The organism is Streptomyces sp. NBC_01264, from assembly GCF_026340675.1.
GTDB lineage: Bacteria > Actinomycetota > Actinomycetes > Streptomycetales > Streptomycetaceae > Streptomyces.
The window spans coordinates 93,068-116,468 of sequence record NZ_JAPEOX010000005.1; the positions used below are offsets into that span (position 1 = coordinate 93,068).

21 protein-coding genes and 7 pseudogenes are annotated in these 23,401 nt (G+C 66.7%); 11 read left to right on the plus strand and 17 right to left on the minus strand.

Going from position 1 to position 23,401, the window contains the following annotated elements:
- Nucleotides 1-13 precede the first annotated feature (13 nt).
- Nucleotides 14-1,000, plus strand: a complete 987-nt coding sequence (locus OG435_RS47465) for a serine hydrolase (protein ID WP_266887882.1) — start codon at nucleotides 14-16, stop codon at nucleotides 998-1,000.
- Nucleotides 1,001-1,429: 429 nt separating this feature from the next.
- Here the strand turns inward: OG435_RS47465 and OG435_RS47470 are convergent, their stop codons facing one another.
- The 5 genes and pseudogenes from OG435_RS47470 to OG435_RS47490 all read right to left on the minus strand — a co-directional run.
- A complete protein-coding gene (locus tag OG435_RS47470; protein ID WP_266887884.1) occupies nucleotides 1,430-1,828 on the minus strand; it encodes a hypothetical protein in 399 nt (132 codons plus the stop codon).
- A gap of 38 nt (nucleotides 1,829-1,866) precedes the next feature.
- Nucleotides 1,867-3,071, minus strand: a protein-coding gene (locus OG435_RS47475; protein WP_266875513.1) for an IS3 family transposase whose coding sequence is annotated in 2 segments (ribosomal slippage) — nucleotides 1,867-2,780 and nucleotides 2,780-3,071 — 1,206 coding nt in all. Because the reading frame shifts where the segments join, the coding sequence is not laid out codon by codon here.
- 66 nt (nucleotides 3,072-3,137) lie between these two features.
- Nucleotides 3,138-3,383: pseudogene (locus OG435_RS47480) on the minus strand (ISAzo13-like element transposase-related protein); the annotation flags it as partial.
- 65 nt (nucleotides 3,384-3,448) lie between these two features.
- Nucleotides 3,449-4,162 carry an IS6 family transposase gene (locus OG435_RS47485; protein WP_266887886.1) on the minus strand — a complete coding sequence of 238 codons (714 nt, stop codon included), beginning with the start codon at nucleotides 4,160-4,162 and terminating at the stop codon, nucleotides 3,449-3,451.
- Between the two features lie 86 nt (nucleotides 4,163-4,248).
- A pseudogene (locus OG435_RS47490) lies at nucleotides 4,249-4,500 on the minus strand (IS6 family transposase); the annotation flags it as partial.
- Nucleotides 4,501-4,514: 14 nt separating this feature from the next.
- Between OG435_RS47490 and OG435_RS47495 the strand changes: the two are divergent.
- Nucleotides 4,515-5,036 (plus strand): hypothetical protein, encoded by a 522-nt coding sequence (locus OG435_RS47495; RefSeq protein ID WP_323188052.1) that lies wholly within the window; start codon nucleotides 4,515-4,517, stop codon nucleotides 5,034-5,036.
- On the opposite strand, the gene OG435_RS47500 is transcribed toward OG435_RS47495, so the two are convergent.
- The 3 genes from OG435_RS47500 to OG435_RS47510 form a co-directional block, all read right to left on the minus strand.
- Nucleotides 4,952-5,563 (minus strand): IS630 family transposase, encoded by a 612-nt coding sequence (locus OG435_RS47500; RefSeq protein WP_266887891.1) that lies wholly within the window; start codon nucleotides 5,561-5,563, stop codon nucleotides 4,952-4,954. The two genes, OG435_RS47495 and OG435_RS47500, sit on opposite strands and share 85 nt — an antisense overlap.
- Nucleotides 5,467-6,003: a winged helix-turn-helix domain-containing protein gene (locus OG435_RS47505; RefSeq protein ID WP_266887893.1), complete on the minus strand. Its 537-nt coding sequence runs from the start codon at nucleotides 6,001-6,003 to the stop codon at nucleotides 5,467-5,469. Before OG435_RS47505 ends, OG435_RS47500 begins: the two co-directional genes overlap by 97 nt.
- A 100-nt stretch (nucleotides 6,004-6,103) precedes the next feature.
- A complete protein-coding gene (locus OG435_RS47510) occupies nucleotides 6,104-6,739 on the minus strand; it encodes a hypothetical protein (protein WP_266887895.1) in 636 nt (211 codons plus the stop codon).
- 280 nt (nucleotides 6,740-7,019) lie between these two features.
- On the opposite strand from OG435_RS47510, the gene OG435_RS47515 reads away from it, so the two are divergent.
- A complete protein-coding gene (locus OG435_RS47515; RefSeq protein WP_266888007.1) occupies nucleotides 7,020-7,727 on the plus strand; it encodes an IS6 family transposase in 708 nt (235 codons plus the stop codon).
- A gap of 217 nt (nucleotides 7,728-7,944) precedes the next feature.
- Here the strand turns inward: OG435_RS47515 and OG435_RS47520 are convergent, their stop codons facing one another.
- Nucleotides 7,945-8,469, minus strand: a complete 525-nt coding sequence (locus OG435_RS47520; protein ID WP_266887897.1) for a hypothetical protein — start codon at nucleotides 8,467-8,469, stop codon at nucleotides 7,945-7,947.
- Nucleotides 8,470-8,711: 242 nt separating this feature from the next.
- Between OG435_RS47520 and OG435_RS47525 the strand changes: the two genes are divergently transcribed.
- The 3 genes and pseudogenes from OG435_RS47525 to OG435_RS47535 form a co-directional block, all read left to right on the plus strand.
- Nucleotides 8,712-8,975: a hypothetical protein gene (locus OG435_RS47525; protein ID WP_266887899.1), complete on the plus strand. Its 264-nt coding sequence runs from the start codon at nucleotides 8,712-8,714 to the stop codon at nucleotides 8,973-8,975.
- 61 nt (nucleotides 8,976-9,036) lie between these two features.
- A pseudogene (locus tag OG435_RS47530) lies at nucleotides 9,037-9,339 on the plus strand (ISAzo13 family transposase); the annotation flags it as partial.
- 60 nt (nucleotides 9,340-9,399) lie between these two features.
- A pseudogene (locus OG435_RS47535) lies at nucleotides 9,400-9,894 on the plus strand (IS6 family transposase); the annotation flags it as partial.
- Between the two features lie 26 nt (nucleotides 9,895-9,920).
- Here the strand turns inward: OG435_RS47535 and OG435_RS47540 are convergent.
- On the minus strand, nucleotides 9,921-11,654 hold the full coding sequence (locus tag OG435_RS47540; RefSeq protein WP_266875295.1) for an IS1182 family transposase: 1,734 nt from the start codon (nucleotides 11,652-11,654) through the stop codon (nucleotides 9,921-9,923).
- An 89-nt stretch (nucleotides 11,655-11,743) separates the two neighbouring features.
- Between OG435_RS47540 and OG435_RS47545 the strand changes: the two are divergent.
- Nucleotides 11,744-11,995 (plus strand): annotated as a pseudogene (locus OG435_RS47545) (DDE-type integrase/transposase/recombinase); the annotation flags it as partial.
- Nucleotides 11,996-12,104: 109 nt separating this feature from the next.
- On the opposite strand, the gene OG435_RS47550 reads toward OG435_RS47545, so the two are convergent.
- The 5 genes and pseudogenes from OG435_RS47550 to OG435_RS47570 all read right to left on the minus strand — a co-directional run.
- Nucleotides 12,105-12,410 carry a transposase gene (locus tag OG435_RS47550; RefSeq protein WP_430625866.1) on the minus strand — a complete coding sequence of 102 codons (306 nt, stop codon included), beginning with the start codon at nucleotides 12,408-12,410 and terminating at the stop codon, nucleotides 12,105-12,107.
- Nucleotides 12,411-12,492: 82 nt separating this feature from the next.
- Entirely contained in the window at nucleotides 12,493-12,696 is a 204-nt protein-coding gene (locus OG435_RS47555) for a hypothetical protein (RefSeq protein ID WP_266887902.1), read from the minus strand.
- Nucleotides 12,697-12,803: 107 nt separating this feature from the next.
- Complete coding sequence (locus OG435_RS47560) at nucleotides 12,804-13,211, minus strand: hypothetical protein (protein WP_266887904.1); 408 nt, start codon at nucleotides 13,209-13,211, stop codon at nucleotides 12,804-12,806.
- Nucleotides 13,212-13,213: 2 nt separating this feature from the next.
- Nucleotides 13,214-16,615 carry an RHS repeat domain-containing protein gene (locus OG435_RS47565; RefSeq protein ID WP_266887906.1) on the minus strand — a complete coding sequence of 1,134 codons (3,402 nt, stop codon included), beginning with the start codon at nucleotides 16,613-16,615 and terminating at the stop codon, nucleotides 13,214-13,216.
- A 69-nt stretch (nucleotides 16,616-16,684) separates the two neighbouring features.
- Nucleotides 16,685-16,936: pseudogene (locus OG435_RS47570) on the minus strand (IS6 family transposase); the annotation flags it as partial.
- Between the two features lie 89 nt (nucleotides 16,937-17,025).
- Here OG435_RS47570 and OG435_RS47575 point away from each other — a divergent pair.
- Complete coding sequence (locus OG435_RS47575) at nucleotides 17,026-18,759, plus strand: IS1182 family transposase (protein ID WP_266875295.1); 1,734 nt, start codon at nucleotides 17,026-17,028, stop codon at nucleotides 18,757-18,759.
- A 26-nt stretch (nucleotides 18,760-18,785) separates the two neighbouring features.
- Here OG435_RS47575 and OG435_RS47580 read toward each other — a convergent pair.
- Nucleotides 18,786-19,268: pseudogene (locus OG435_RS47580) on the minus strand (IS6 family transposase); the annotation flags it as partial.
- 335 nt (nucleotides 19,269-19,603) lie between these two features.
- Nucleotides 19,604-20,197 carry a TetR/AcrR family transcriptional regulator gene (locus OG435_RS47585; RefSeq protein ID WP_266887908.1) on the minus strand — a complete coding sequence of 198 codons (594 nt, stop codon included), beginning with the start codon at nucleotides 20,195-20,197 and terminating at the stop codon, nucleotides 19,604-19,606.
- Between the two features lie 124 nt (nucleotides 20,198-20,321).
- Between OG435_RS47585 and OG435_RS47590 the strand changes: the two genes are divergently transcribed.
- The 3 genes from OG435_RS47590 (at nucleotide 20,322) to OG435_RS47600 (ending at nucleotide 23,333) form a co-directional block, all read left to right on the plus strand.
- Nucleotides 20,322-20,942 carry a flavodoxin family protein gene (locus OG435_RS47590; RefSeq protein ID WP_266887910.1) on the plus strand — a complete coding sequence of 207 codons (621 nt, stop codon included), beginning with the start codon at nucleotides 20,322-20,324 and terminating at the stop codon, nucleotides 20,940-20,942.
- Complete coding sequence (locus tag OG435_RS47595) at nucleotides 20,939-22,018, plus strand: NAD(P)H-dependent flavin oxidoreductase (protein ID WP_266887913.1); 1,080 nt, start codon at nucleotides 20,939-20,941, stop codon at nucleotides 22,016-22,018. The genes OG435_RS47590 and OG435_RS47595 overlap by 4 nt, the downstream gene beginning before the upstream one ends.
- A gap of 247 nt (nucleotides 22,019-22,265) precedes the next feature.
- Nucleotides 22,266-23,333, plus strand: coding sequence for a tyrosine-type recombinase/integrase (locus OG435_RS47600; RefSeq protein ID WP_266887915.1), 1,068 nt, complete (start codon nucleotides 22,266-22,268; stop codon nucleotides 23,331-23,333).
- Nucleotides 23,334-23,401 lie beyond the last annotated feature (68 nt).

The following is a 23,401-nucleotide window of genomic DNA, read 5'->3' on the forward strand; positions in this document are numbered from 1 at the left end:
GAACCCCCATCCCATGCCCCAGTTCACGCCCACCCACACGGTCAAGGCACTGGCCGCACTGCTGACCTCGTCCGTGGCCCTCACCGCCCTCGCCCCCGCCACTGCCCATGCGACACCGACGACGCGATCCGCCCCGTCGGCCAGTCAGTCACAGAGCTCCCGCTACTGCACGGCCAAGGGCCACCAAGAGCTCGCCGACCGTCTCAACCACGACATCGCCAAAGCCCTCGCAGGACGCAAGTCCACCGTCTCCTTCACCGTGTGGGACAAGGAGTCGGGGCTGTCGTGCGCCTTCCGGCCCAACGTGCACTACGACGCCGCCAGCATCGTGAAGGTAACCATCATGACCGCCACGCTGCTCCGGGCCCAGGAGGAGCAACGACCCCTGGCCACGTGGGAGGAGAGCAGCCTGAAGTCCATGATCACCCAGTCTGACAACCAGGCGGCCACCGATCTGTACACCAGCCTCGGTGCGCCGTTCATCCAATACACGCTGCGCAGGTCCGGGATGAACGACACCACCCTGGACCCCGAGGGAAACTGGGGCCTCACCCAGGTGACCGCCCACGACGAGATGCGTCAGCTCGACGTCTACACCGTCAACGGTGCCGTGCTCTCCCCGCAGAACAAGGCCTACGGGTTGCGACTGATGAGCGAAGTCGAGCCCTCGCAGCGCTGGGGCACCCCGTTCGGTGCGCCTCCGGGCGTCAAGGTCCACGTCAAGAACGGCTGGCTGCAGCGCGTCACGCGCGGCTGGCGCGTGCACAGCCTCGGAATCTTCACAGAACCGGGTGACCTCTACCAGATGGCGGTCCTGACCGACGAGGACCCCACGATGTCGTACGGGATCGGCACGATCCAGCGGATCGCCTGGCACGTGAACCGCGACCTCGCGGAGTTCCGTGACGACCCGGCCACGGCCGTCCCGCCGTACGAGCCCGACTACCAGGGCAGCGAGATCGGCGACGGAACGGCGGACCCGCGCTACCGCGTCTCGTAGCCCACGCCCCGGCGCCGGTGTGCCTCACGCACGAAGTGCGGCACACCGGCGCCGGGCGGCACTGTCACGTTATCGACGCGTGGCGTAGGCATGCCGTGTGCACGACATTTTTCATAATGTGACAGTGCCCTTGGGCGCTCATAGCCCTGCTGTGCGGCATCGGTTTCCTCCTGGCGCTCCTGGCCGGAGTCATCTCCGCCCGCCCTTCCCCACTCGACCGCGTCCCACTGGACCGACCGGCTCCGCCGCGGCGCCGCTTGCGCCGGCATCGTCCCGACCCTCTACATCGCACTCGTCGGCATGGTCGTGGGCCTGGTTGTCCTCCTCGGAGTGCACAGCACCTGACGCCCCAGCCCGAAGTCGAAGGCCCGCACCACGAGAAGACCCCCGTACGCAGTGGCGTACGGGGGTCTTCTCGTGGAACTTTGGTCAGCCTGCCGGAACGGCCTCTTGGCTCTCAGCGTGCCTGTTCAGTACGGCAAGCATCTTGGCGAACTCCGTCGACGGCATCTTGCGGATCAAGTGACCGGCCGCTTCGGCACCGTCCGTGTACGGGAACATCGTGAGCTTGGGCGGCGTCAGGCCCTCTGCTTCGCTGGTGTCGTCGCCCGGGTGTGCCTGCCCGGGTACGGCTGCCACACGCTCCGGCCGCTTTGCAGCAGGCGCTTTGGCGGCCTTTCGGACGGCCGACCGCTCGGCGAAGGCCGCAGTGAGCTGCTCCTGTTCGCCCCACCACCACACCAACTGCTCCGCGCTGCTCCACCCTAGGTCTCGTGCCAGCTTGCCCAGAGAGCGTGCCGCGTCGACCGGCATGACCTTGGCCTTCACCAGGTCCTGGGGCCTTGACCCCGAATCCTGAACACGGGTTATGCGGCTGGTGTCAGCGTAGTTGGTGTGAGGTGGAGGGCGTTTTCGAAGGCGATCGGTGATCGTTGTCCGAGGCGGGAGTGTCGGCGTCGGGTGTTGTATCGGGTCAGCCATCGGAAGGCGTCGAGTCGGGCTTCGCACTCGTCTGGCCAGCTCTTTCGTCCCTGCAGGGTTTCGCGTTTGAAGGTCGCGTTGAAGGACTCGGCGAGTGCGTTGTCCGCGCTGGACCCGACCGCGCTCATGCTTCGCCGGACCCCTGCTGACCTGCAGGCTTCGGCGAATGCCCTGCTCGTGTACTGGGCTCCGTGGTCGGTGTGCATGATCGATCCGGCAAGGCTGCCGCGCGTGCGGATCGCTGCGGCCAGGGCGTCGGTGACGAGGTCCGCGCGCATGTGGCCGGCGATCGCCCAGCCGGCCAACCGGCTCGAGGCGAGGTCGATGACGGTCGCCAGGTAGCAGAACTTCCCGCCGTCGATGGGCAGGTAGGTGATGTCGCCGACGTACTTCGTGTTCGGGATTTCGGCGGTGAAGTCGCGGCCGATCAGGTCCGGCGCCTTGGCCGCGGTCGGGTCGGGGACGGTGGTGCGGTGCCGGCGGCGCAACCGGACTCCTTCGATCCCGGACGCCCGCATGAGTCTGGCGACCCGCTTGTGGTTCACCGCTTCTCCGCTCGTCTCGCGGAGCTCGGCGGTGATCCTCGGGGCTCCGTAAGTGCCGTCCGATTCCTTGTGCACGGCCCGTATCCGGACGGTGAGCCTCGCGTCGGCTGCCTGCCGGGCGGCCCGGCCCGTGGCTGTCCGGCGCCAGTAGTAGAAGCTCGAGCGGCTGACACCAAGGATGCTGCAGAGCCGCTTCACGCCGTAGCGGCGCTGATGGTCGGCGACGCACTGGAAGCGGTTCACCAGCGCGTCTCCCCGGCGAAATACTTCGCCGCTTTCCGCAGGATCTCGCGTTCCTCTTCCAGCTCACGGACCTTCTTCCGCAGAGCTGCGTTCTCTGCCTCCAGCGGGGCCGGCGGCTGGGCCGGTTCCTGCGTCCGGCGTCCGCGGGGCCGACTCGCTCCGGCCGCCCGGACCCAGTTCCGCAGCGTCTCCGGGTTGATCCCCAGATCGGCGGCGACCGACGTTATCGTCGCCTCCGGCCGCGACTCGTACAGCGCGACCGCGTCCGCCTTGAACTCCGGCGGGTAGTTCTTCATGACCACGAGATGTCCGTTCTCAGATCCTCAGGATCCAGTGTCTCGTGTGTGCAAAATCAGGGGTCAAGGCCCGTGCTCCTTGGCCCGGTCGTTGATGTAGTGGAACTGGGCATCCCGGTCGGGATGCTGGGCGCCCTCGAGGGTCTTGGCGTTGGCCTGGAGGCTGAATCCCTCTTCCCGCAGCAGGTCGGCGACGGTATCCGCCGAGATGCGGTGGCCCTGCCTGGTGAGCTGGTCGGCGAGTCTGCGGGTGGACTTAGTCGTCCATCGCAGTGGCGACATCGGGTCCCCGCGCATGTCGGGCTCGGGCGTTGTCAGGTTGAGTGATTCTCGGGGGCATCTTCTGGTTCGGGACGTGTCTGGCCGTGGTAGTGGTGTCTGTTTCAGGTGGCCGCGGGCAGGCCTGCGGTGGCGGTGATCTGGTCCCAGATGGCGAAGCGGGTGATCATTTCGGTGCGGTAGCCGGTGGCGGTGAGGAGGTGGCGTCGGGGTCTGAAGTGGGGTGAGATGCCGCTGAACGCGGCCAGGAACCGTTGGGCTGCGCCGACGGAACGGAACCCCTTCATCGCGCGTTCCCGCTGCCTCGTCGGCTGATGTGAGTTCTCGGCCCGGTTGTTGAGTCCCTTGTGGGAGCGGTGGTCCACCGAGGGCATCACCATGCGGTGGGCGGCTCCGTAGGAGCGGAGCTTGTCGGTGATGATCACTCTGGGCACCGAGCGGGTCTTCTTCATCAGTTTCCGGAGGAAACGCCTGGCCGCGGCCTCGTCGCGGCGGTTCTGCAGCAGGATGTCGAGGACGTTCCCGTCCTGGTCGACGGCACGCCACAAGTACTTCTGCACCTTGTTGATCTTGACGAAGACCTCGTCCAGGTGCCATTTGTCGCCCGGCTGCGGGCGGCGCCGGCGCAGCGCGCCGGCGTAGGCGGGGCCGAACCGGCGGGTCCACTGGTGGACCGTCTCGTAAGACACCTCGACGCCCCGCTCGAGCATCAGCTCCTCGACCTCACGCAGACTCAGACCGAAGCGGTGGTACAGCCACACGCAGTGGCTGATGATCTCCGGCGGGAAGCGGAAACCCCGGTACGACACCGTCTCCACGAGCAGCCCCTCCAGCAACCCCGACCAGACAGATGATCATCCCACCGAGCGACACCCCCACTCAACCTGACAACGCCCTTCCGCACCCCGCCGATCTTGACGAAGACCTCGTCCAAGTGCCACTTGTCGCCGGGCTGCGGGCGCCGCCGGCGCAACGCGTTGGCGTAGACCTGGCCGAACTTCAGACACCACCGGCGGATTGTCTCGTAGGAGACGACCACGCCCCGCTCGAGCATCATCTCCTCCACCTCACGGAAGGAGAGCGGGAACCGGAAGTACAGCCACACACAGTGCGAAATGATCTCCACCGGGTAACGGTGATTCGCATACGACGGCATGCTCGACGACACGAATCAGGCCCCTCTCCGGACGGACAACCCGAAGATCATCTCACCCTGCCCGACAACGTGACAGTGCCCCCTCACGTCGTCCAGGCCGTGAAGATCCTGCGGCACCTCACACCGACCTGAAGACCGGCCGCGTCACCCGCCAGACCATCCACGCCATCACCAGCATGACGTCGTCCCAGGCATCACCCCAGCTCATCGGCCGTATCGCCCGAGCCCAATGGGGCATCGAAGCCGTCCACCACGTCAGGGACACCACCTTCGCCGAGGACGCCTCCAAGATCCGCACCGGCCACGGACCCGCGAACATGGCCACCCTGCGCAACCTCGCGATCAACACCCTCCGCGACACCGGCCACCACAACATCGCCGCCGGACTCCGCGAGACCTCCTACACCCCGTTCACCCGCCCGCTCGACCTCCTCGGACTACTGATCTTTGACTACGGGCTTGATGCGGGTGGGGTGAGTTCGAGGCCGGTCCCGGCCAGGAATCCGATGAGGAGTTCGGGGTGGCGCTGGATGTAGCGCAGGGCCCTCTTCACGGCTCGGTGGAGTTCGCTAATCGAACGGAAGGCCCGGTTCGCGATCTTCTCCTTGGCGTGCGCCCAGAGGAGTTCGACGGGGTTCAGCTCGGGTGCGTAGGAGGGCATCTGGATGATCGTGAGCCAGTCCTGTCGCTGTGCGTACTGTTTCACGTGTTTGCTGATGTGGCTGGAGTAGTTGTCCCAGACGAGGGTGACCGGGCCGTCCAGCCGGCGGTGGAGCAGGGCGAGGAAGCGTGGGAAGTCCTTCTTCGTGTAGCCGCCCGACGGCTTGACCGCATAGATCATCCGGGGCTCCGTGCCCTCCTTGAAGCAGATCCACGCGACCATGCTGATCTTGTCGTTGCGTTTCCCGGACAGCCGTAGCACCGGGGTCTGCCCGGCCTTGCCCCAGGTGCGGCGGATGGGCCCGTTCAGCCAGGCTCCGGCCTCGTCCTCGAAGCAGACCCACCCGCCTGTGGCTGTGACCTGCGCGGATGGGAGGCCGCCGGCCACGTCTCCGTGCGCCATGCGGCAATCGCCTCCTCGCTACGCTCCACGGCCCGCACCTTCGGCACCTGCCACGACCAGCCCAGACGGTCCAACAGCCGCCACACCCCGGAGACCTCGTAGCGGACCTTGAACCGCTCCTCGATCAGGACCCCGACCCGGGCCAGGGTCCACCGCTGATCCTCCCAGCCGTACGCCGTCGGCCCCGCCCGCAGAAGACCCTCCAGCTCCCGCTCCTGCTCCGCGCTCAGATACGAACTGCCGCCCGGCCCCCTGGACAGCAGGGCCCGACGGCCGCCCTCAGCCCAGGCCCGCCGCCACAGGCTGACCGCCTGCGGCGTCACCCCGAGCATCTGGGCGACCTTGCTCTGCCGCATCCCCTGTTCGAATAAATCAGCCGCCTGCAAACGTCGCCGCTCCAAATCAACTGGGCTCAACGACGCACGAGTTCGAGTCCCCATACACCCGGCATACCGAACCTGCCCAGATCATCAAACACGGCATCAAAGATCAGTACAGTACCCCTGACCTGCACCGCAGCATGATCAACACGACTATGAATTAGCCCTGGCCCTCACTCGTCGTGGTGCCATTTCGGCGCTGCAGATTTGTCCCGCTGAACGTGGGAGGGCAGGAGCGGGTGGCAGCTTTTGTGAAACATACTGCTGCCGAAGTGCTCTTGCAATTCATTCCATTGGCTTGGGAGTAGCAGCTGTTTCCAGTGCCGGGGAGGGCCAAGAATAGTGCCTGGGGAGCAGTTCCGGGGCCGCCAGGGCCTGTCCACGGATTTTGGACGGCTTCGATGGTACCAGCCCCGTCTGCGAGTACCACGGTCACTGAGCCGCCATCCCCGAGTTCAGTATCGATAAATTGACTGCCCGTAAGAGTCTTGCAATTGATTGAAGGGAAGCAGGTGATTTCGATTTGGGCACCGAAATCATTGTAGACCTGATAAGTCAGGTCACCGTCCACATTCCCGAGGCCGGTGCGCACGGAGTGTCCGCTTCCGGTGGTTGCATTTTCGCCGTATTTAATGCTTCCGCAGGCGTTGTGATTGTGGTTTCCTTTAACTTCGATGATGCAGATGTTTCTGTGGTCTTTGTCGTGATTGTCAGCTTGTGCGGTGGTGCTGAATCCGAGTCCGGTGATTGCGAGGAGGGCTGTGGCGGCTGCGAGTGTGGCGCGTGTGTAGCGCATTCTGCTTCTCCTTGGTTGTTCCGGTTGTTGTTTTTGTATGATGGTGGTTTGTGAGTGCGTATTGGGGGAGGCGGGCCGTGATTGTAGTTCGGTCGGGTGAATCGGGTTGACTTGACAGCACTGTCACGTAAGCGATGCATGGCATGGACGCGTCAGTAGTTCTTTCGGTGGGCGCCCCGGATCGCATCGTCAGGCGAGAGGGCACTGTCACGTTGTCGGGCAGGGTGAGATGATCTTCGGGTTGTCCGTCCGGAGAGGGGCCTGATTCGTGTCGTCGAGCATGCCGTCGTATGCGAATCACCGTTACCCGGTGGAGATCATTTCGCACTGTGTGTGGCTGTACTTCCGGTTCCCGCTCTCCTTCCGTGAGGTGGAGGAGATGATGCTCGAGCGGGGCGTGGTCGTCTCCTACGAGACAATCCGCCGGTGGTGTCTGAAGTTCAGCCAGGTCTACGCCAACGCGTTGCGCCGGCGGCGCCCGCAGCCCGGCGACAAGTGGCACTTGGACGAGGTCTTCGTCAAGATCGGCGGGGTGCGGAAGTACTTGTGGCGGGCTGTGGACGCCGACGGGAACGTCCTCGACATCCTGGTGCAGAATCGCCGTGACAAGGCTGCGGCCAGGCGTTTCTTCCGTCGGCTCCTCACCTCCACCGGGCAGGTGCCCCGGGTGGTCGTCACCGACAAGCTGAAGTCGTACGGGGCGGCGCACCGGGAAGTGATGCCCTCGGTGGAGCACCGTTCCCACAAGGGTTTGAACAACCGGGCGGAGAACTCGCACCAGCCAACGAGGCAGCGGGAACGCGCGATGAAAGGGTTCCGCAGCCCGGGTGGGGCGCAACGGTTCCTGGCCGCGTTCACCGGGATCTCACCCCACTTCAGACCCGGACGGCACCTCATGACCGCCCGCCGCCACCGCCTCGAAATGACCGTCCGCTTCGCGATCTGGGACCAGATCACCGGCGTCGCCGGCATGCCCGCGACGGTCTGAGCAACCAGCCGCCGACGACCCCCGCACGGCCTGACGCGCAATCAAACGATCACACCACCGACAAGGTGACAGCACCCACGAACCCCACCCCTCGCCGGACGGACAACCCGAAGATCATCCCAGACCCCCACCGGCAACGTGACAATGCCTGTGAGACAGAGTCGTTGACCATACAGACCCATTGGATCATCGAGATGGTCAACTGCGGCAGCATGGATCAGGTCGCGTCGTGCGTGATGGTGGTGGTGTCGCCATTGAAACTGCAGGCTGTACCCGGGGCGGTGGTAGAGCAGCTGGTGACCCGGCCGTTGTCCATGGTGATGGTGAGGTGCCCCAGGTCGGTGCCGACGGCAGTTTGCAAGCTGTACTCGGCCGTGGCATCGGTGGTGGCTGTGGTGTTGTCTTCGGCCTGGCGAATGAGGGACGCGCCCGGCGCGATGGAGTTCTCGGCGGGGGCTGGCACGAGCGTGCCGGATTCCCGGACGAATACCAGGGTGAGGTCGGTGGTGTGGTTACGGATGGGATAGGAGGAAACGGTCGCTGCGGCCGCGGTGTTCGCGCTCGCGTCAGCGTTCTCGGACTCGAGGGAAGGTGCCGTCACAACCTTCTCGCAGGCGAGGTTGTTGAAATCGCCGATGTTGTGGATCAGGCACATGCGTGAGGCGGGCGGATCACCGATTTGATCTGCACCGGCTGAAGCTGCGCCGCCAAGGACCACTGTGCTTGACGCGATGAGCGTCATAGCCACCCTTACTACAGGCATCTTTCCACCTTTTTGGCCAGTCCGGTAGGTCGGAGGTTACGGACCGATCCTTCTGTAGGAAGGGCTATCAGTCGGGGACGACACACCGCCGATGCCAACGTGTCAACGGCCCGTCTTACCCGTGCACTCCCGTGCGCCGTGGTGTCGTACGCGATCCGCCGCGAGCGGGAGAGGATCATGTGTGCCGTTCCCATGAAGCTTCACGGAAAAAGGACTTGATCATGCTGACCAAGAATCTGCGGGCTCTTGCGACCACGACGACCGCGGCTCTGGTGCTCGTCGGCGTGCAGACCGCTTCCGCTTGTGCAGACTCCGGATCTGGTCACTGGAGAGCCCCCGGTACGCCGGACATCACTGTCATCGTCGCGGCCGGGGACCACATTACGGCAGACCCGGAGCGCATCACCAGGAGCGGCCCAGACACCCATGTTCCCGCATCCGCGGTCTGCCACACAGGCGCCACGCCTCTGTGCCATATCGCCTGACGGCTTAGGGCTCGCAGAGAATCAAGGTGTTGCTTCCCGCGGTTCGACTCGTTGGTGTGATATGCGCATATCCGGCGAGGCTAGTGATCAACTCGGCCTGAAGTTCGCGGTGTTGTTTCCTCATCTGGACGAGCGGCAGCGCCGTCTCCTGATGGGGGCTGAGGCCAGGATCCTGGGACACGGCGGGATCCGGGCGGTCGCCCGAGCCGCCCAGGTCAGCGAGACCACAGTCCGCAAAGGCGTGGACGAGCTGGAGGCGGGGGCGGAACCGCTGGGCCGGGTCCGCCGTCCTGGCGGAGGTCGCAAGCGGGCAGCCGAGGTGGATCCAGGACTGCGGCCCGCGCTGTTGGCGCTGGTCGAGCCCGGGCGTTGTCAGGTTGAGTGGGGGTGTCGCTCGGTGGGATGATCATCTGTCTGGTCGGGGTTGCTGGAGGGGCTGCTCGTGGAGACGGTGTCGTACCGGGGTTTCCGCTTCCCGCCGGAGATCATCAGCCACTGCGTGTGGCTGTACCACCGCTTCGGTCTGAGTCTGCGTGAGGTCGAGGAGCTGATGCTCGAGCGGGGCGTCGAGGTGTCTTACGAGACGGTCCACCAGTGGACCCGCCGGTTCGGCCCCGCCTACGCCGGCGCGCTGCGCCGGCGCCGCCCGCAGCCGGGCGACAAATGGCACCTGGACGAGGTCTTCGTCAAGATCAACAAGGTGCAGAAGTACTTGTGGCGTGCCGTCGACCAGGACGGGAACGTCCTCGACATCCTGCTGCAGAACCGCCGCGACGAGGCCGCGGCCAGGCGTTTCCTCCGGAAACTGATGAAGAAGACCCGCTCGGTGCCCAGAGTGATCATCACCGACAAGCTCCGCTCCTACGGAGCCGCCCACCGCATGGTGATGCCCTCGGTGGACCACCGCTCCCACAAGGGATCCTGCTGGCCAAATGTGGGGGGCAGTCAGGCCGTGAGGGTGAGGTCAAGTCTCGCGAGGTGACTGGTGCGGGTGTGGTCGAGGGGTTGGTTGTTCCACCAGGCGTCGAGGCGGATGAGGTTGAGGGCGACGGCGGAGTAGACGTGTTCGAGGTGGGTCTTCGCGAGGCCGCGATAGCGGGCCCTGCGGTTACCGGTGACGGCTGTGGCCTGGCGGATGGTGCCCTCGACGCCGGCGCGCAGGGCGTATGTGGTCTGCCAGTCGGCGTCCTGCTGGGCGGCGTGGTTCGTGTTGATCAGTTCCTGCAGGTCCCGTGGGCGCAGGGTGAGCTGGCGGCCCTGGCGTGTGGCGTCGGTGCATGCCGCTCTGACCGGGCAGGGGCCGCAGTCGGCCTCGTCGAAGCGGACCGCGATCCCTTCGCGGCCGTGTTGCCGGGCCGGGCTCCAGAACCTGCTGGTGGCGCCCTGGGGGCAGGTGGCTTGCTCGGCGTCCCAGTCGATGGTGAAGGCTTCGCGCTGGTAACCGGCGTTCTCCCGGTCCTGGCGGGAGGTGCCCGCCAGGAGCGGTGCGACCAGGGTGATCCCGAAGGCGGCCCGGGCCCCGGCGAGGAGTTCCGCGCTTGCGTAGCCGGAGTCGAGGTAGTGCTCGGCGGGCAGCAGGCCCCGGTCGGCGAGGGCCCGGTGGACGGGCTCGACCAGCTTCACATCGGGCACGGTCGCGTCCGTGGTCGCGACATGTGTGATCACGTTCGGGATGTCCGGACGCGCCCGGCGTCCCGGCCGCGGGGTCCCTCCGCCGGGCCGGGGCCGCTGGCAGACCTCGCTGATGTGCAGTTTGTACCCGGTCCAGTGTAGGGCGTTCTTGGTGCCGTTGCGGGCGTCGAGGTCGTAGGGCGAGGCCAGGCGCAGTCTGCCGGGCGGGAGACCCTCCTTGTCCGCCTCCCGCCGCTTGACCACCTCCCGCCCGTCGCCGCCGGTGGTGACCAGGTAGTTCTGCACAGTGATCCGGCGCAGGACCTGGACCGCGGGCAGCTCGCGCAGCCACAGGGGCGAGTGAGGGTTGTGGACCGCCCGCAGCAGGGCCACCGCGTCACGGCCGTAGTCCAGTACGAGTTCGTCCCGCTTGGCTTTGGAGCTGGCGGGACGCCAGCTCTCGTCGATGCGCCGCCCGTAGCGGCGGTTCCACCCACGGACGTCCACGGCCTGCGCCACCCAGTGCGGGGCCGCGGCGGACAGCGCCTCCAGCGCGGCCCGCACCGACTCCCCGCACAGCTCGAGGCGGTTCAGGTCCCGCACCGCCGCCAGTACGTGGGTGGAGTCGGTCCGCTGCTTACCCCCAGCCTTGACCAGGCCCTTGCCCTTCAATGCCGCCAGCAGCAGATCCAGTACCCGCTCCTCCAGGCCGTGCTCGACCACCCGGGTGCGGAACTCCGAGAGCACCGAGGCATCGAAGCCGACGTCCTCCAACTCCAGGCCAAGGCAGTACTTCCACGACAGGTCGAACCGGACCCGGTGGGCGGCGGCGCGGTCGGTCAGGTTCTCCGCCATCTGCAGCACCGTCACCATCGCCAGCCGCCCCGGCGACCAGCCCCGCCGGCCCCGCAGACCGAACGCCCCGGCGAACTCGGCATCCGCGAACAGCCCGCCCAGCTCATCCCGCACCCGCATAGCCAACGGCGGCGCCCCACGACCAGCCACCGCCCGCGCGACCCGCACCGTCACCTCAGGGACCTCGGGCCACTGCTCCGGCAGCAACGACATGACTCCCACCCCACCAGCCGGGAACGACAGAACCGGCCACCACCATGCCAACCGCCCGCCCTCACCGCAGGACACGACATTTGGCCAGCAGGATCCACAAGGGACTCAACAACCGGGCCGAGAACTCACATCAGCCGACGAGGCAGCGGGAACGCGCGATGAAGGGGTTCCGTTCCGTCGGCGCAGCCCAACGGTTCCTGGCCGCGTTCAGCGGCATCTCACCCCACTTCAGACCCCGACGCCACCTCCTCACCGCCACCGGCTACCGCACCGAAATGATCACCCGCTTCGCCATCTGGGACCAGATCACCGGCACCGCAGGCCTGCCCGCGGCCACCTGAAACAGACACCACTACCACGGCCAGACACGTCCCGAACCAGAAGATGCCCCCGAGAATCACTCAACCTGACAACGCCCGTTCCGGTGCTCGTCGACGAAACGGAAGCGGATCACCGTGTCGTCTCCCGCGCGAAATAGGCGGCGGCCTTCCGGAGGATCTCGTTGTCCTCCTTCAGTCGGACGTTCTCCCGCCGCAGGCGCTTGAGCTCTTCCTTCTCGTCAGGGGTCACGCCGGCGTCACCCCCGCCGTCCGCGGCCTGGATACGGGTCCGGTCGTCGCGAACCCACTTGCGCAGGGTCTCCAGATGGATGCCCAGGCCGTGGGCGATGTCGGTGAGGGATCGGTCCGGCGAGGAACGCACGAGGTCCACCGCGTCCCGCTTGAACTCTTCGGGGTAGTTCTTCCGCTTTGCCACCTTGGATCACTTCCCCTGGATGACCAAACATCCAGCGTCCAGGTGTCGGAATTTCGGGGGTCACTTCACCCGGCCTCGCCCCCTACGAGGCCGCCAGCAGCGTCACACTGCCACCATGGCCGCGATCCGGCTGGCCGCTCAGGCAGTGGCCCGCCCGGGTGGGCAGGGCGATGACGGCGGCGGTGGACGCCCGGTCGAGGGCGGACGCCCGCCACGGATCCGAGATGGGCTCTCTTTTGCCCCAACGCCAATCGGCGTTCCAGACGTACGCAGACTTCTGTAACACCCGTAGATGACGTACCACCGCCGACGCCGTTTGTCACCATAGGCTTTCAATGTCAGTGGTAAGTAACACGGATGCCCCGGAGCTGGCGGGGCATCCGTGTTTCTATTTCAGTGCCATTCGAAGTGGTATCGATTTGCTTCGCGATCGAATGACGCGATGATCTGCCGCCCATGAATCTCGAACATATCTTCAGCCCACCGACACATGGCTACCGAAATGCCATCGATCTGAAAGTCTGATTCGACGTACGAGACTTCGCCGACTGTCACCGTGACGGTCCTGCCGTTTATGCTCTCGGAAATCTCTGCGGCAACCATTGATAGTCCTTTGGTTGCTTCTTCCTTGTAGGCAGGGGGCAAATCTGAAGCCGAGTCCGTAAATCTGAGCCAAACAGGATACCCCGCTGCCACTCGTTCTTTCTCTTGGCCTGTTTCGAACTGTACCCCCGCTGTGATGGAGATCCTGATCCCCCAAGATGACTTAAGAATTTTGTAGACGTGCGTGCTGAACTGCATAATCAGCCAAATCTCAAGAGGTGGAAAACGTCCGACGAGAAGAAATGCTCCGTGCCGCGAGCCGTTGGCCTAGATATGTAACTGAGTCCATGGCTTGCGTCACCATCCCACAGAAGACTGTACCTGCCCATGAACTCTGTCGCGGCATCGTCTGACATGCCGCCAAGGTGTGCTTGGGGGAATCCTGCTAGATCTTTGTTTCGAACCGAAAACTTCATGATCTGTGCACCGGGCTTATTTGCTGCGTATGAAACGGCCTCGGCGTGACTTCCCCACGAATATACACCCGGGCCGAAGTGGGCCCTATCGGGTTCGGTAGGGAACGGCTGCCCGCCGGAATTGAGGCGAGCTGCGTCATCTGCTCCTTGAACGGTGTAGAAGTCGGTCGAATCATCCCCGCCCCCTACCTTGCCCTTCCTGGTTCGGCTTTTTATTCCTCCACCTTCAGACATGCCATACATCTCGACTACGGATTTCCCGTTGCCGAGTACGAAGATGGCGGGGTCGCAGCCGCGCTTGACCATTTTCTGACACGCCCCGAGGAGGGCGCCGATCATGGTGGACCACTCTTGTGCGGGGTCGCCAGAAGTTCCCCAGAATGATGTTTCGTGGCGGTAGGAAGCGCTGAAGAGAGCGGTGAATTCTTCGGTGTTGACCGACGGGAACACGTAGACAGTTCCGTCGGGGGCGGTGACGGTCGGCGGACCGTCGTGGGTTACGCCGGACGTGGTGTAGCCCCTATTGTTGTCGCGTGACTGGTCCCCGGAGATGGTGCTGATTGGCGTGATGGTGTCTGTGTTGTTATGGGTGATCGTTCCCCCGGATGAGCCGGGACAGTTGTAGAGCTTGCCGCATTCTTCGCTTTTGAGGCCGCTGGGGTCGCTTTGTGAGATGGGGTTGTTGTTGGCGTAGTTGTATCCGTTGAGGGATTGGGGCTGGTCGAGGCTGAGGAGGGGGTCGACGCTGATGAATTGGCCGGTGGCCGGGTCGTATTCGCGGGCGCCGATGTGGGTGAAGCCGGTGGTGGTGTCGGTGTCGCCGCCGATGAATCCCTTCTGTCCGGGCCAGAAGGCGGGGGTGGCGCCGCGCTGGGCGCCGTAGGGGAGGGATTTGCGGCGGTTGTAGGTGAGGGTGGCGGCGCTGATGGAGAGGGTGTTGGTGCCGTGGTGGTCGGCGATGAGAAAGCGGACACGGCCGTCGCTGCTGGAGCGGATCGCGCTGCCGCCGGGGAAGGAGTAGTACCGGTTCCCGGTGACGGCATTGGTGGCCTTGGTCAGGATGAGTTCCTGGCCGCCGGGAAGGTAGAGCGTGGTGGTGGCCGGTTCGCGCTTGAGGATCCGGGTGCCGGCCGGGTCGTAGAGGAATGAGGTGGTGGCGCCGGAGACCGTGGAGGTGGCGAGTTTCCCTTCGTCGTTCCAGGTCATGGTCTGGGTGGCGCCCACGGCTGGGTTCTTGGTGGTCATGTTGCCGGTGGCGTCGTACGCGTAGGCGTCGGTTCCGGTGGTGCCGCCGGTTGAGGTGACCTTTTGGAGTTCGTGGCCGGCCGTCGTGCCGGTGGGGTGGGTGTGGGTGCGGGTGGTGTCCGCGGTGACGGGTCCGGCCTTGTGCTGCTTTTCGGTGGCGCGCTGGCCGGTGTCGGTGAAGGTCCAGCTGGTCCAGTACGGGTCGACGGTGCCGAGGTTGGGGGTGCCGGCGCCGTTGACGGGCTTGGTGGCGCAGTTGTCGCCCGAGGTCCAGGCCTCGGTCATGCGGCGGGCCCAGTCGTAGGTGAAGCACTGGTTGTCGGTGATTGTGGCGTCGTCTTGCTTGTCGGTGATCCGGGTGATGTTGCCGGCCGGGTCGTAGGTGTAGCTGATCTTCGACAAGTCGGCGGGGCCGGCGAGGTCGCGCGTGGTGCTGGACTGCATGACACGTCGGGTCAGCGAGTCGTAGGTGAGGGTGCTGCCGATGGTGTTGCTGAGGTTGCCGAAGATCAGGTCCGAGGGTTCACCGAAGGCGGTGTACTCGGCACCTTGCAGGTAGACCTGGGACAGGTTGCTGTCGACCACCGACAGTTGGTCCTGCGTTTTGTAGCCGTTATTGACCGTTTCCGCCGGGAGGGCGGTGGTGGCCTTGGAGTTGCTGGTGCTGTAGGTCGTGGTTTCGGGCAGTCCGCTGACGGGGGTGACGGTGCCGGTCACCGTGTAGGTGCCGGCGAGTTCTTCCTCGCCCGTGACGCTGGGAACGGTGACCTTGGTGCCGGTCGGTCGGCCGCCGGTGTCGTAGCCGATGACCGTGCTGGTATAGGCGGCGGTGCCGTCATAGCGGGTCGTGGTAGCAGGCAGACCCTTGCCGCCGGTGGCGGTGTCGTAGGACCAGGCGGCGAGCTTGGTCCCGGTGACTGTGTCCTTGCGCAGGCTGGTCGGACGGCCGAGCTCGTCATAGGTAGTGGCGAGCGTGACGCCGCGCGCGTCGGTGACGCTCTGCGGCCGGCCGTCGGGGCCGTAGGCCGTGGTGCTCTTGCCCTTGTCGGGGTCGGTGCTTTCGATCTGGCGTCCGCGGAGGTCGTAGCCGTAGGTCCAGGTGTTGCGCCCGGAGTTGTCCGCGATTTTCGAAAGCTGGCCGGCACGGTCGAAGCTGTAGGTGTGCTTCTCGTACAGGGTGGCCGCATCTCCTATGCCGGGGGTGCGGTCCTTGTAGTCGCGCCGCTCGATCACGCGCCCGCGGGCGTCGGTGACGGCCAGGGTCGCGGTGCCGCCCTGCGGCGGGACGACGGCCTGCCAGTCGGGTCCGTAGGTGGTGCTGGTGCGCCACTTCTCGACGTTGTCGCCCATCAGGACGGAGGCGGTGACGCGGCTGCGGTCGTCGTAGAGGGTTTCGGTGGCGCTGGGGATGTCCGCGTCGAGGCTGACGTTCAGCGCCGTGCTGACCGGGGTGTCCCTGTAGTAGGGGGCATTGGTCCGGCGGACGCGCCCATAGGCGTCGTAGAAGGTGTCGGTGACGATTCGCCCCGGTGCTCCGATGGCATCTGTCTGGGTCTGCCGGGGGCGCAGGAGGGAGTCGTAGAAGCTGACTGAGGTGCCCCAGGAGCCGTTCTCATAGAGTTTCTTCGCTGTGACTGTCGAGGCAGCTGTCGCGGAGAGCTTGTACGTGTACGTGACGTTGGGCTGCTCGCTGGTGGCCCGGCCGGCTGACCAGCCCTTGACGAGGCGCCCGAGGGAGTCGTATTGGGAGGTGACGGTCCGGCTGTTCGCGTCCGTGGCGGTCAGGACCAGGCCGCGCAGGCCGTCGAAGGTGCTGCTGGTGGTGTAGCCCTTGGGGTCGGTGACGGTGACCTTCGTCGGCTGGGCGCCGGTGCCCGGGGTGTAGGCCGTCTTAGTGACCTCGCCGTCCTGGCCCGTGGCGTTCAGGACGCGGCCGGGCATTGTCACGTTGTCGGCGGTATGATCGTTTGATGGTGCGTCAGGGTGTGCCAGGGCCTGGACGGGGCTGGTTCAGGCCGCGGCCAGCAGGCTCGTGCTGCCGGTGACCTGGTTCCAGACGGTGAAGCGGATCATCATCTCGAAGCGGTGGCGGCCGGCGGTCATCAGATGCCGGTGGGGCCGGAAGTGGGGTGAGATCCCGGTGAACGCGGCCAGGAACCTTTGCGCCCCGCCCGGGCTGCGGAATCCTTTCATCGCGCGTTCACGTTGCCTCGTTGGTTGGTGGGAGTTCTCCGCCCGGTTGTTCAGGCCCTTGTGGATCCTGCTGGCCAAATGTCGTGTCCTGCGGTGAGGGCGGGCGGTTGGCATGGTGGTGGCCGGTTCTGTCGTTCCCGGCTGGTGGGGTGGGAGTCATGTCGTTGCTGCCGGAGCAGTGGCCCGAGGTCCCTGAGGTGACGGTGCGGGTCGCGCGGGCGGTGGCTGGTCGTGGGGCGCCGCCGTTGGCTATGCGGGTGCGGGATGAGCTGGGCGGGCTGTTCGCGGATGCCGAGTTCGCCGGGGCGTTCGGTCTGCGGGGCCGGCGGGGCTGGTCGCCGGGGCGGCTGGCGATGGTGACGGTGCTGCAGATGGCGGAGAACCTGACCGACCGCGCCGCCGCCCACCGGGTCCGGTTCGACCTGTCGTGGAAGTACTGCCTTGGCCTGGAGTTGGAGGACGTCGGCTTCGATGCCTCGGTGCTCTCGGAGTTCCGCACCCGGGTGGTCGAGCACGGCCTGGAGGAGCGGGTACTGGATCTGCTGCTGGCGGCATTGAAGGGCAAGGGCCTGGTCAAGGCTGGGGGTAAGCAGCGGACCGACTCCACCCACGTGCTGGCGGCGGTGCGGGACCTGAACCGCCTCGAGCTGTGCGGGGAGTCGGTGCGGGCCGCGCTGGAGGCGCTGTCCGCCGCGGCCCCGCACTGGGTGGCGCAGGCCGTGGACGTCCGTGGGTGGAACCGCCGCTACGGGCGGCGCATCGACGAGAGCTGGCGTCCCGCCAGCTCCAAAGCCAAGCGGGACGAACTCGTACTGGACTACGGCCGTGACGCGGTGGCCCTGCTGCGGGCGGTCCACAACCCTCACTCGCCCCTGTGGCTGCGCGAGCTGCCCGCGGTCCAGGTCCTGCGCCGGATCACTGTGCAGAACTACCTGGTCACCACCGGCGGCGACGGGCGGGAGGTGGTCAAGCGGCGGGAGGCGGACAAGGAGGGTCTCCCGCCCGGCAGACTGCGCCTGGCCTCGCCCTACGACCTCGACGCCCGCAACGGCACCAAGAACGCCCTACACTGGACCGGGTACAAACTGCACATCAGCGAGGTCTGCCAGCGGCCCCGGCCCGGCGGAGGGACCCCGCGGCCGGGACGCCGGGCGCGTCCGGACATCCCGAACGTGATCACACATGTCGCGACCACGGACGCGACCGTGCCCGATGTGAAGCTGGTCGAGCCCGTCCACCGGGCCCTCGCCGACCGGGGCCTGCTGCCCGCCGAGCACTACCTCGACTCCGGCTACGCAAGCGCGGAACTCCTCGCCGGGGCCCGGGCCGCCTTCGGGATCACCCTGGTCGCACCGCTCCTGGCGGGCACCTCCCGCCAGGACCGGGAGAACGCCGGTTACCAGCGCGAAGCCTTCACCATCGACTGGGACGCCGAGCAAGCCACCTGCCCCCAGGGCGCCACCAGCAGGTTCTGGAGCCCGGCCCGGCAACACGGCCGCGAAGGGATCGCGGTCCGCTTCGACGAGGCCGACTGCGGCCCCTGCCCGGTCAGAGCGGCATGCACCGACGCCACACGCCAGGGCCGCCAGCTCACCCTGCGCCCACGGGACCTGCAGGAACTGATCAACACGAACCACGCCGCCCAGCAGGACGCCGACTGGCAGACCACATACGCCCTGCGCGCCGGCGTCGAGGGCACCATCCGCCAGGCCACAGCCGTCACCGGTAACCGCAGGGCCCGCTATCGCGGCCTCGCGAAGACCCACCTCGAACACGTCTACTCCGCCGTCGCCCTCAACCTCATCCGCCTCGACGCCTGGTGGAACAACCAACCCCTCGACCACACCCGCACCAGTCACCTCGCGAGACTTGACCTCACCCTCACGGCCTGACTGCCCCCCACATTTGGCCAGCAGGATCCCTTGTGGGAGCGGTGCTCGACCGAGGGCATCACCTCCCGGTGCGCGGCCCCGTACGAGCGGAGCTTGTCGGTGACGACCACCCGGGGCACCTGCCCGGTGGTGGTGAGGAGCCGGCGGAAGAAACGCCTGGCCGCAGCCTTGTCACGGCGATTCTGGACCAGGATGTCGAGGACATTCCCGTCGGCATCGACGGCCCGCCACAAGTACTTCTGCACCCCGCCGATCTTGATGAACACCTCGTCGAGATGCCACTTGTCGCCGGGCTGTGGGCGCCTGCGGCGCAGCGCCTTGGCGTAGGCCTGCCCGAACTTTAGACACCAGCGGCGGATGGTCTCGTAGGACACGATCACCCCGCGCTCGAGCATCATCTCCTCGACCTCGCGGAAGGAGAGAGGGAAGCGGAAGTACAGCCACACACAGTGCGAAATGATCTCCACCGGATAGCGGTGATTCGCGTACGACGGCACCCCAGACGACACGACAGGTCCCTCCCCAGACGGATAACCCGAAGATCATCCCACCCTCACCCCGACAAGGTGACAGCACCCTTCCGATGGCTGACCCGATACAACACCCGACGCCGACACTCCCGCCTCGGACAACGATCACCGATCGCCTTCGAAAACGCCCTCCACCTCACACCAACTACGCTGACACCAGCCGCATAACCCGTGTTCAGGATTCGGGGTCAAGGCCCCATGTCCCAATGCTCGCCTTTTACGGTGCTCCACCGTGAGGTGATGCCCTCGGTGGAGCACCGCTCCTACAAGGGGATCAACAACCTGGCGGAGAACTCCCAGTGACAGCGCCTAAGTCAGGCACCGAGCAGCATCAGTGTGTGAGGCCAGAGGTCGTCGAGCACCGCGGGGTCGTTCTTGAGCTTGGCGAAGAGAACCATGCCCTCCAGCTGGGCGACGAGGGCCCGGGCGGTCGACACCGAAGCCCGGTCTGTCGGGATTGCGCCCTCGGCTGCCGCGTCCGTGAGAACGGTGGCGACCAGTTGGATCTGTTCGTCGAAGATCTCCTTCAGACGGGCCTGGATGTCCGGTTCCCGGGTGCTTAGCTCCAGGGCGAGGTTGCCCAGGAGGCAGCCGTCGACCGTGCCGGAGTCTTCTTTCATCCGCCGCTGGACAGCAGCCATGGCGTCGAGCAGCCGCCGCAGCCGGTCGAGGGCGGGCGCGGGGACGGACAGCTCCCCGACCCAGCAGCTTCGCTCGCCCTGCCAGTAGGCGTCGACGACCTCGACGGTGAGGGCCTGCTTGGACTCGAAGAAGTGGTAGAAGCTGCCCTTCTTCACCTCGGCGTGGGCGCAGATCTCGGCGATGCCGAGACTGTTGTAGCCGTGGCTGCGCATGAGTTCGCCGGTGGCTGCAAGGAGCCTTGTGCGTGCCGTGCTGGTGCGTCCCATGACGGTCACTATACGGGCGGTCAACTAGCCGGAGGGTTCCTGGAGTGGATTTTTAGTTGACCGGTCGTCTAGTGTTCGGAAGATCGGCAGGCAACCGGCTCGCCGCGCTCTAGGAGGCCTCCCCATGGCTGTACCCCCGATTACCGTCGCCATCGCCCATCACAGCGGGTACGGGCACACCGCCCGTCAGGCCGCCGCCGTCGCCGAGGGCGCGGACTCCGTGCCCGGCGTCAACGCCGATCTGCGGGACGTGTCGGTCCTCGACGAGAGCCTGTGGACCGCCCTCGGTGCGGCCGAGGCGATCGTCTTCGGTTCCCCCACCTACATGGGCTCGACCTCTGCGGTCTTCCAGCGCTTCGCTGAGGCGAGCGCGCCGGTCTGGGCCGAGCGGGGCTGGCAGGACAAGCTTGCAGCCGGCTTCACCAACTCCGCCGGGGTCAACGGCAACAAGGACAACGCCCTGCTGTCGATGACCGTGTTCGCCGCCCAGCACGGCATGACCTGGGTGCCGCTGGGTCTGCCGCCGGGCTGGATCTACTCCTCCAACGGCAGCCCTGAGGACCTCAACCGGCTCGGCGGCTTCGTCGGCGCCATGGCCCAGTCGCCCTCCGACCTCGGTCCGGAACAGGCACCCGGCACGGCCGACCTGCGCACGGCCCGGCACCTGGGAGAGCGCGTCGCACGGGCTGCGTTTCGTCAGGCCCTGGGTCGTGAGGCCGAGCTCGCCTCGGCGGTGACCGGATGAGACCGGGACGTCTCGGCGAGCTTCTCGGCATCGAACTGCCTATCATCCAAGGGCCGTTCGGCGGCGGACTTTCCTCCGTCGAGCTGGCCGTGGCGGTGTCGGAGGGCGGCGGGCTCGGCTCGTACGGGGCCCACATCCTCTTCCCGGAGGAGATCGGGGACCTGGTAGCACGGCTGAAAGCGGGCACGGACCGGCCGTTCGCGGTGAACCTGTGGGTTCCGCTCGATGGTGAATCCGAACTCCAGCCGTCCGAGACGGACCTGGCCGCTCATGTGGCGCGGCTGCGGCCGTACTACGAGGAACTCGGCATCCCCTCCCCCACCGCCGCAGACGTGGCCGCCGGGCCGGACTTCGACGCGCAGGTGGATGCCCTGCTCGCCGCCGCCCCGCCGGTCATCAGCCTCGTGATGGGGCCACCGCCCCGACGTCTGGTCGAGGAGACCCGGCGGCTCGGCATCGCGCTGATCGGTACCGCGACGACCGTCGACGAGGCCATCGCCCTGGAGGCCTCGGGCGTGGACGCGATCGTCGCCTCCGGCAGCGACGCGGGCGGCCACCGGGGAGCGTTCCTGAGGCCCGTGCGGGAGTCCCTGGTGGGCACGTTCTCGCTGGTCCCGCAGGTGGCGGATGCGGTCACGGTGCCTGTGATCGCCGCGGGCGGGATCGCCGACGGCCGCGGTGTCACCGCAGCCCTCGCTCTCGGCGCGGACGCGGTCCAGATCGGCACCGGCTTCCTCGCCTGCCAGGAGTCGGGAGCGAGCGCGGTCCATAAGGCGGCTCTCGGCACCCCCGAGGCCCGCACGACGGTCTTGACCCGTCTGTTCTCGGGCCGCACAGCCAGGGGCATCCCGAACAGCTTCGTCCGCGACATGGCAGCCCACGAGGACCACGTACCGCCGTATCCCGTACAGAACGCCCTGATGCAGCCGATCCGCCGGGCTGCGGGGGCTCAGGGCCGGCCCGAGTACGTGAACCTGTGGGCCGGCCAGTCGGCAGCCCTGGCTCGGGAGTCGCCGACGGCGGGCTCGTACCTCGCCGACCTCGTCAACGAGGCAGACACGCTGCTGAAGAGCTGATGGCTTCGCCGTTGCCGGTTGGGCGGTGGATCTCGGGTAGGCGTTGCCATCCCTGAAAGGAGCAGTCCCTGAGGCACTGTCACCTTCTTCCATCGCCTGACGGCTCGCCAGTCGACTGCCGCAGTAAATGCCGGATTTACTGCGGCAGAACCCCTACGGTGATCACCACGACCTGTGGCGGGGTATTTCGGCCGCCGGGGCGAGGTGTACGCATTTACTGCGGCAGATCTGGAAGGGTGGGGCGAGCGTGACGATCGATCCGGTGACCGAACTCGGGAGCGGGGGCGCGCTCCGGCTGCCGCGCGCCCGGGTGGTGCCCCTGTCCGCCCCACCCTCGTCGTACACCGCGGCGGTCGAGCGGTACCTCACCGGCGCGGGCATCGCGAAGTCCTCCGCGCGGATCTACCGGATCTCGCTGACGACGTGGGGGTGGATGCTCGCCGGCGAACCGGCGCCGACCGGACCCGCCCGCCGGGGCGCGAAGCCGCCCGTCTTCCCCGTCACCGCGATCGACGACCCGGCCCTGCCGGAGGTGCTGGCCGAGCTGGCGGCGGCGCGGGCGGACGAGATGGACGCCGACACCGTCAACCGGGAACTGTCCATCGCCCGCAAGGCCATCGGCTGGTGGCAGCGCCAGGGCTGGATCGTCGGAGACCCGACGATCGGTATCGAGCGTCGGCCGGCACCACCCGACCGAACCAAGGCCCTGGCCGAGAACCAGATCGCCGCCCTGTGGCGCCTGGACGTCGGGCTCAGGGAGAAGACGTTCTGGAAGCTCCTCTATGAAAGCGCCGCACGGGCAGATGAGGTGCTGTGCCTGAACGTGGAAGACCTGTACCCGCAGGACAAACGCGGGAAGATCACCGCCAAGGGCGGCGCGACCGAGTGGATTCACTGGCAGTCCGGCACCGCCCAGCTCCTGCCCCGCCTCATCGCCCGCCGCACCCGCGGCCCCCTGTTCCTCACCGACCGCAAGGCCCCCGCCGGAACACCGACGCTCGACGTCTGCCCGGAAACGAGCCGGGCCCGGCTCTCCTACCGCCGGGGCGAAGAGATCTTCGAGGAGAACACCCGACTGCTGGCCAACCCGCTCGCCTCACCCGAGGACATCGAGGACCTGGACGGCTTCACGCTGCACCGGCTCCGCCACAGCGCCCTCACCCACGACGCCGAGGACGGCACCTCCACCCCGATGCTGCTCGCCCGCTCCCGCCACGCCTCCGTCCGCTCCTTGGAGCGATACGCGCGGCCGGGCGTCGACTCGGTCGCCCGGCACGTCGCCGAACGCGACCCCGCCGCACGTCGGCACACGTGATCCTCGCCGTTTGCGGCTGGTGACACCATTCGTACCGGCACCCCTACATCGCGCTCTTCTCCCATTTC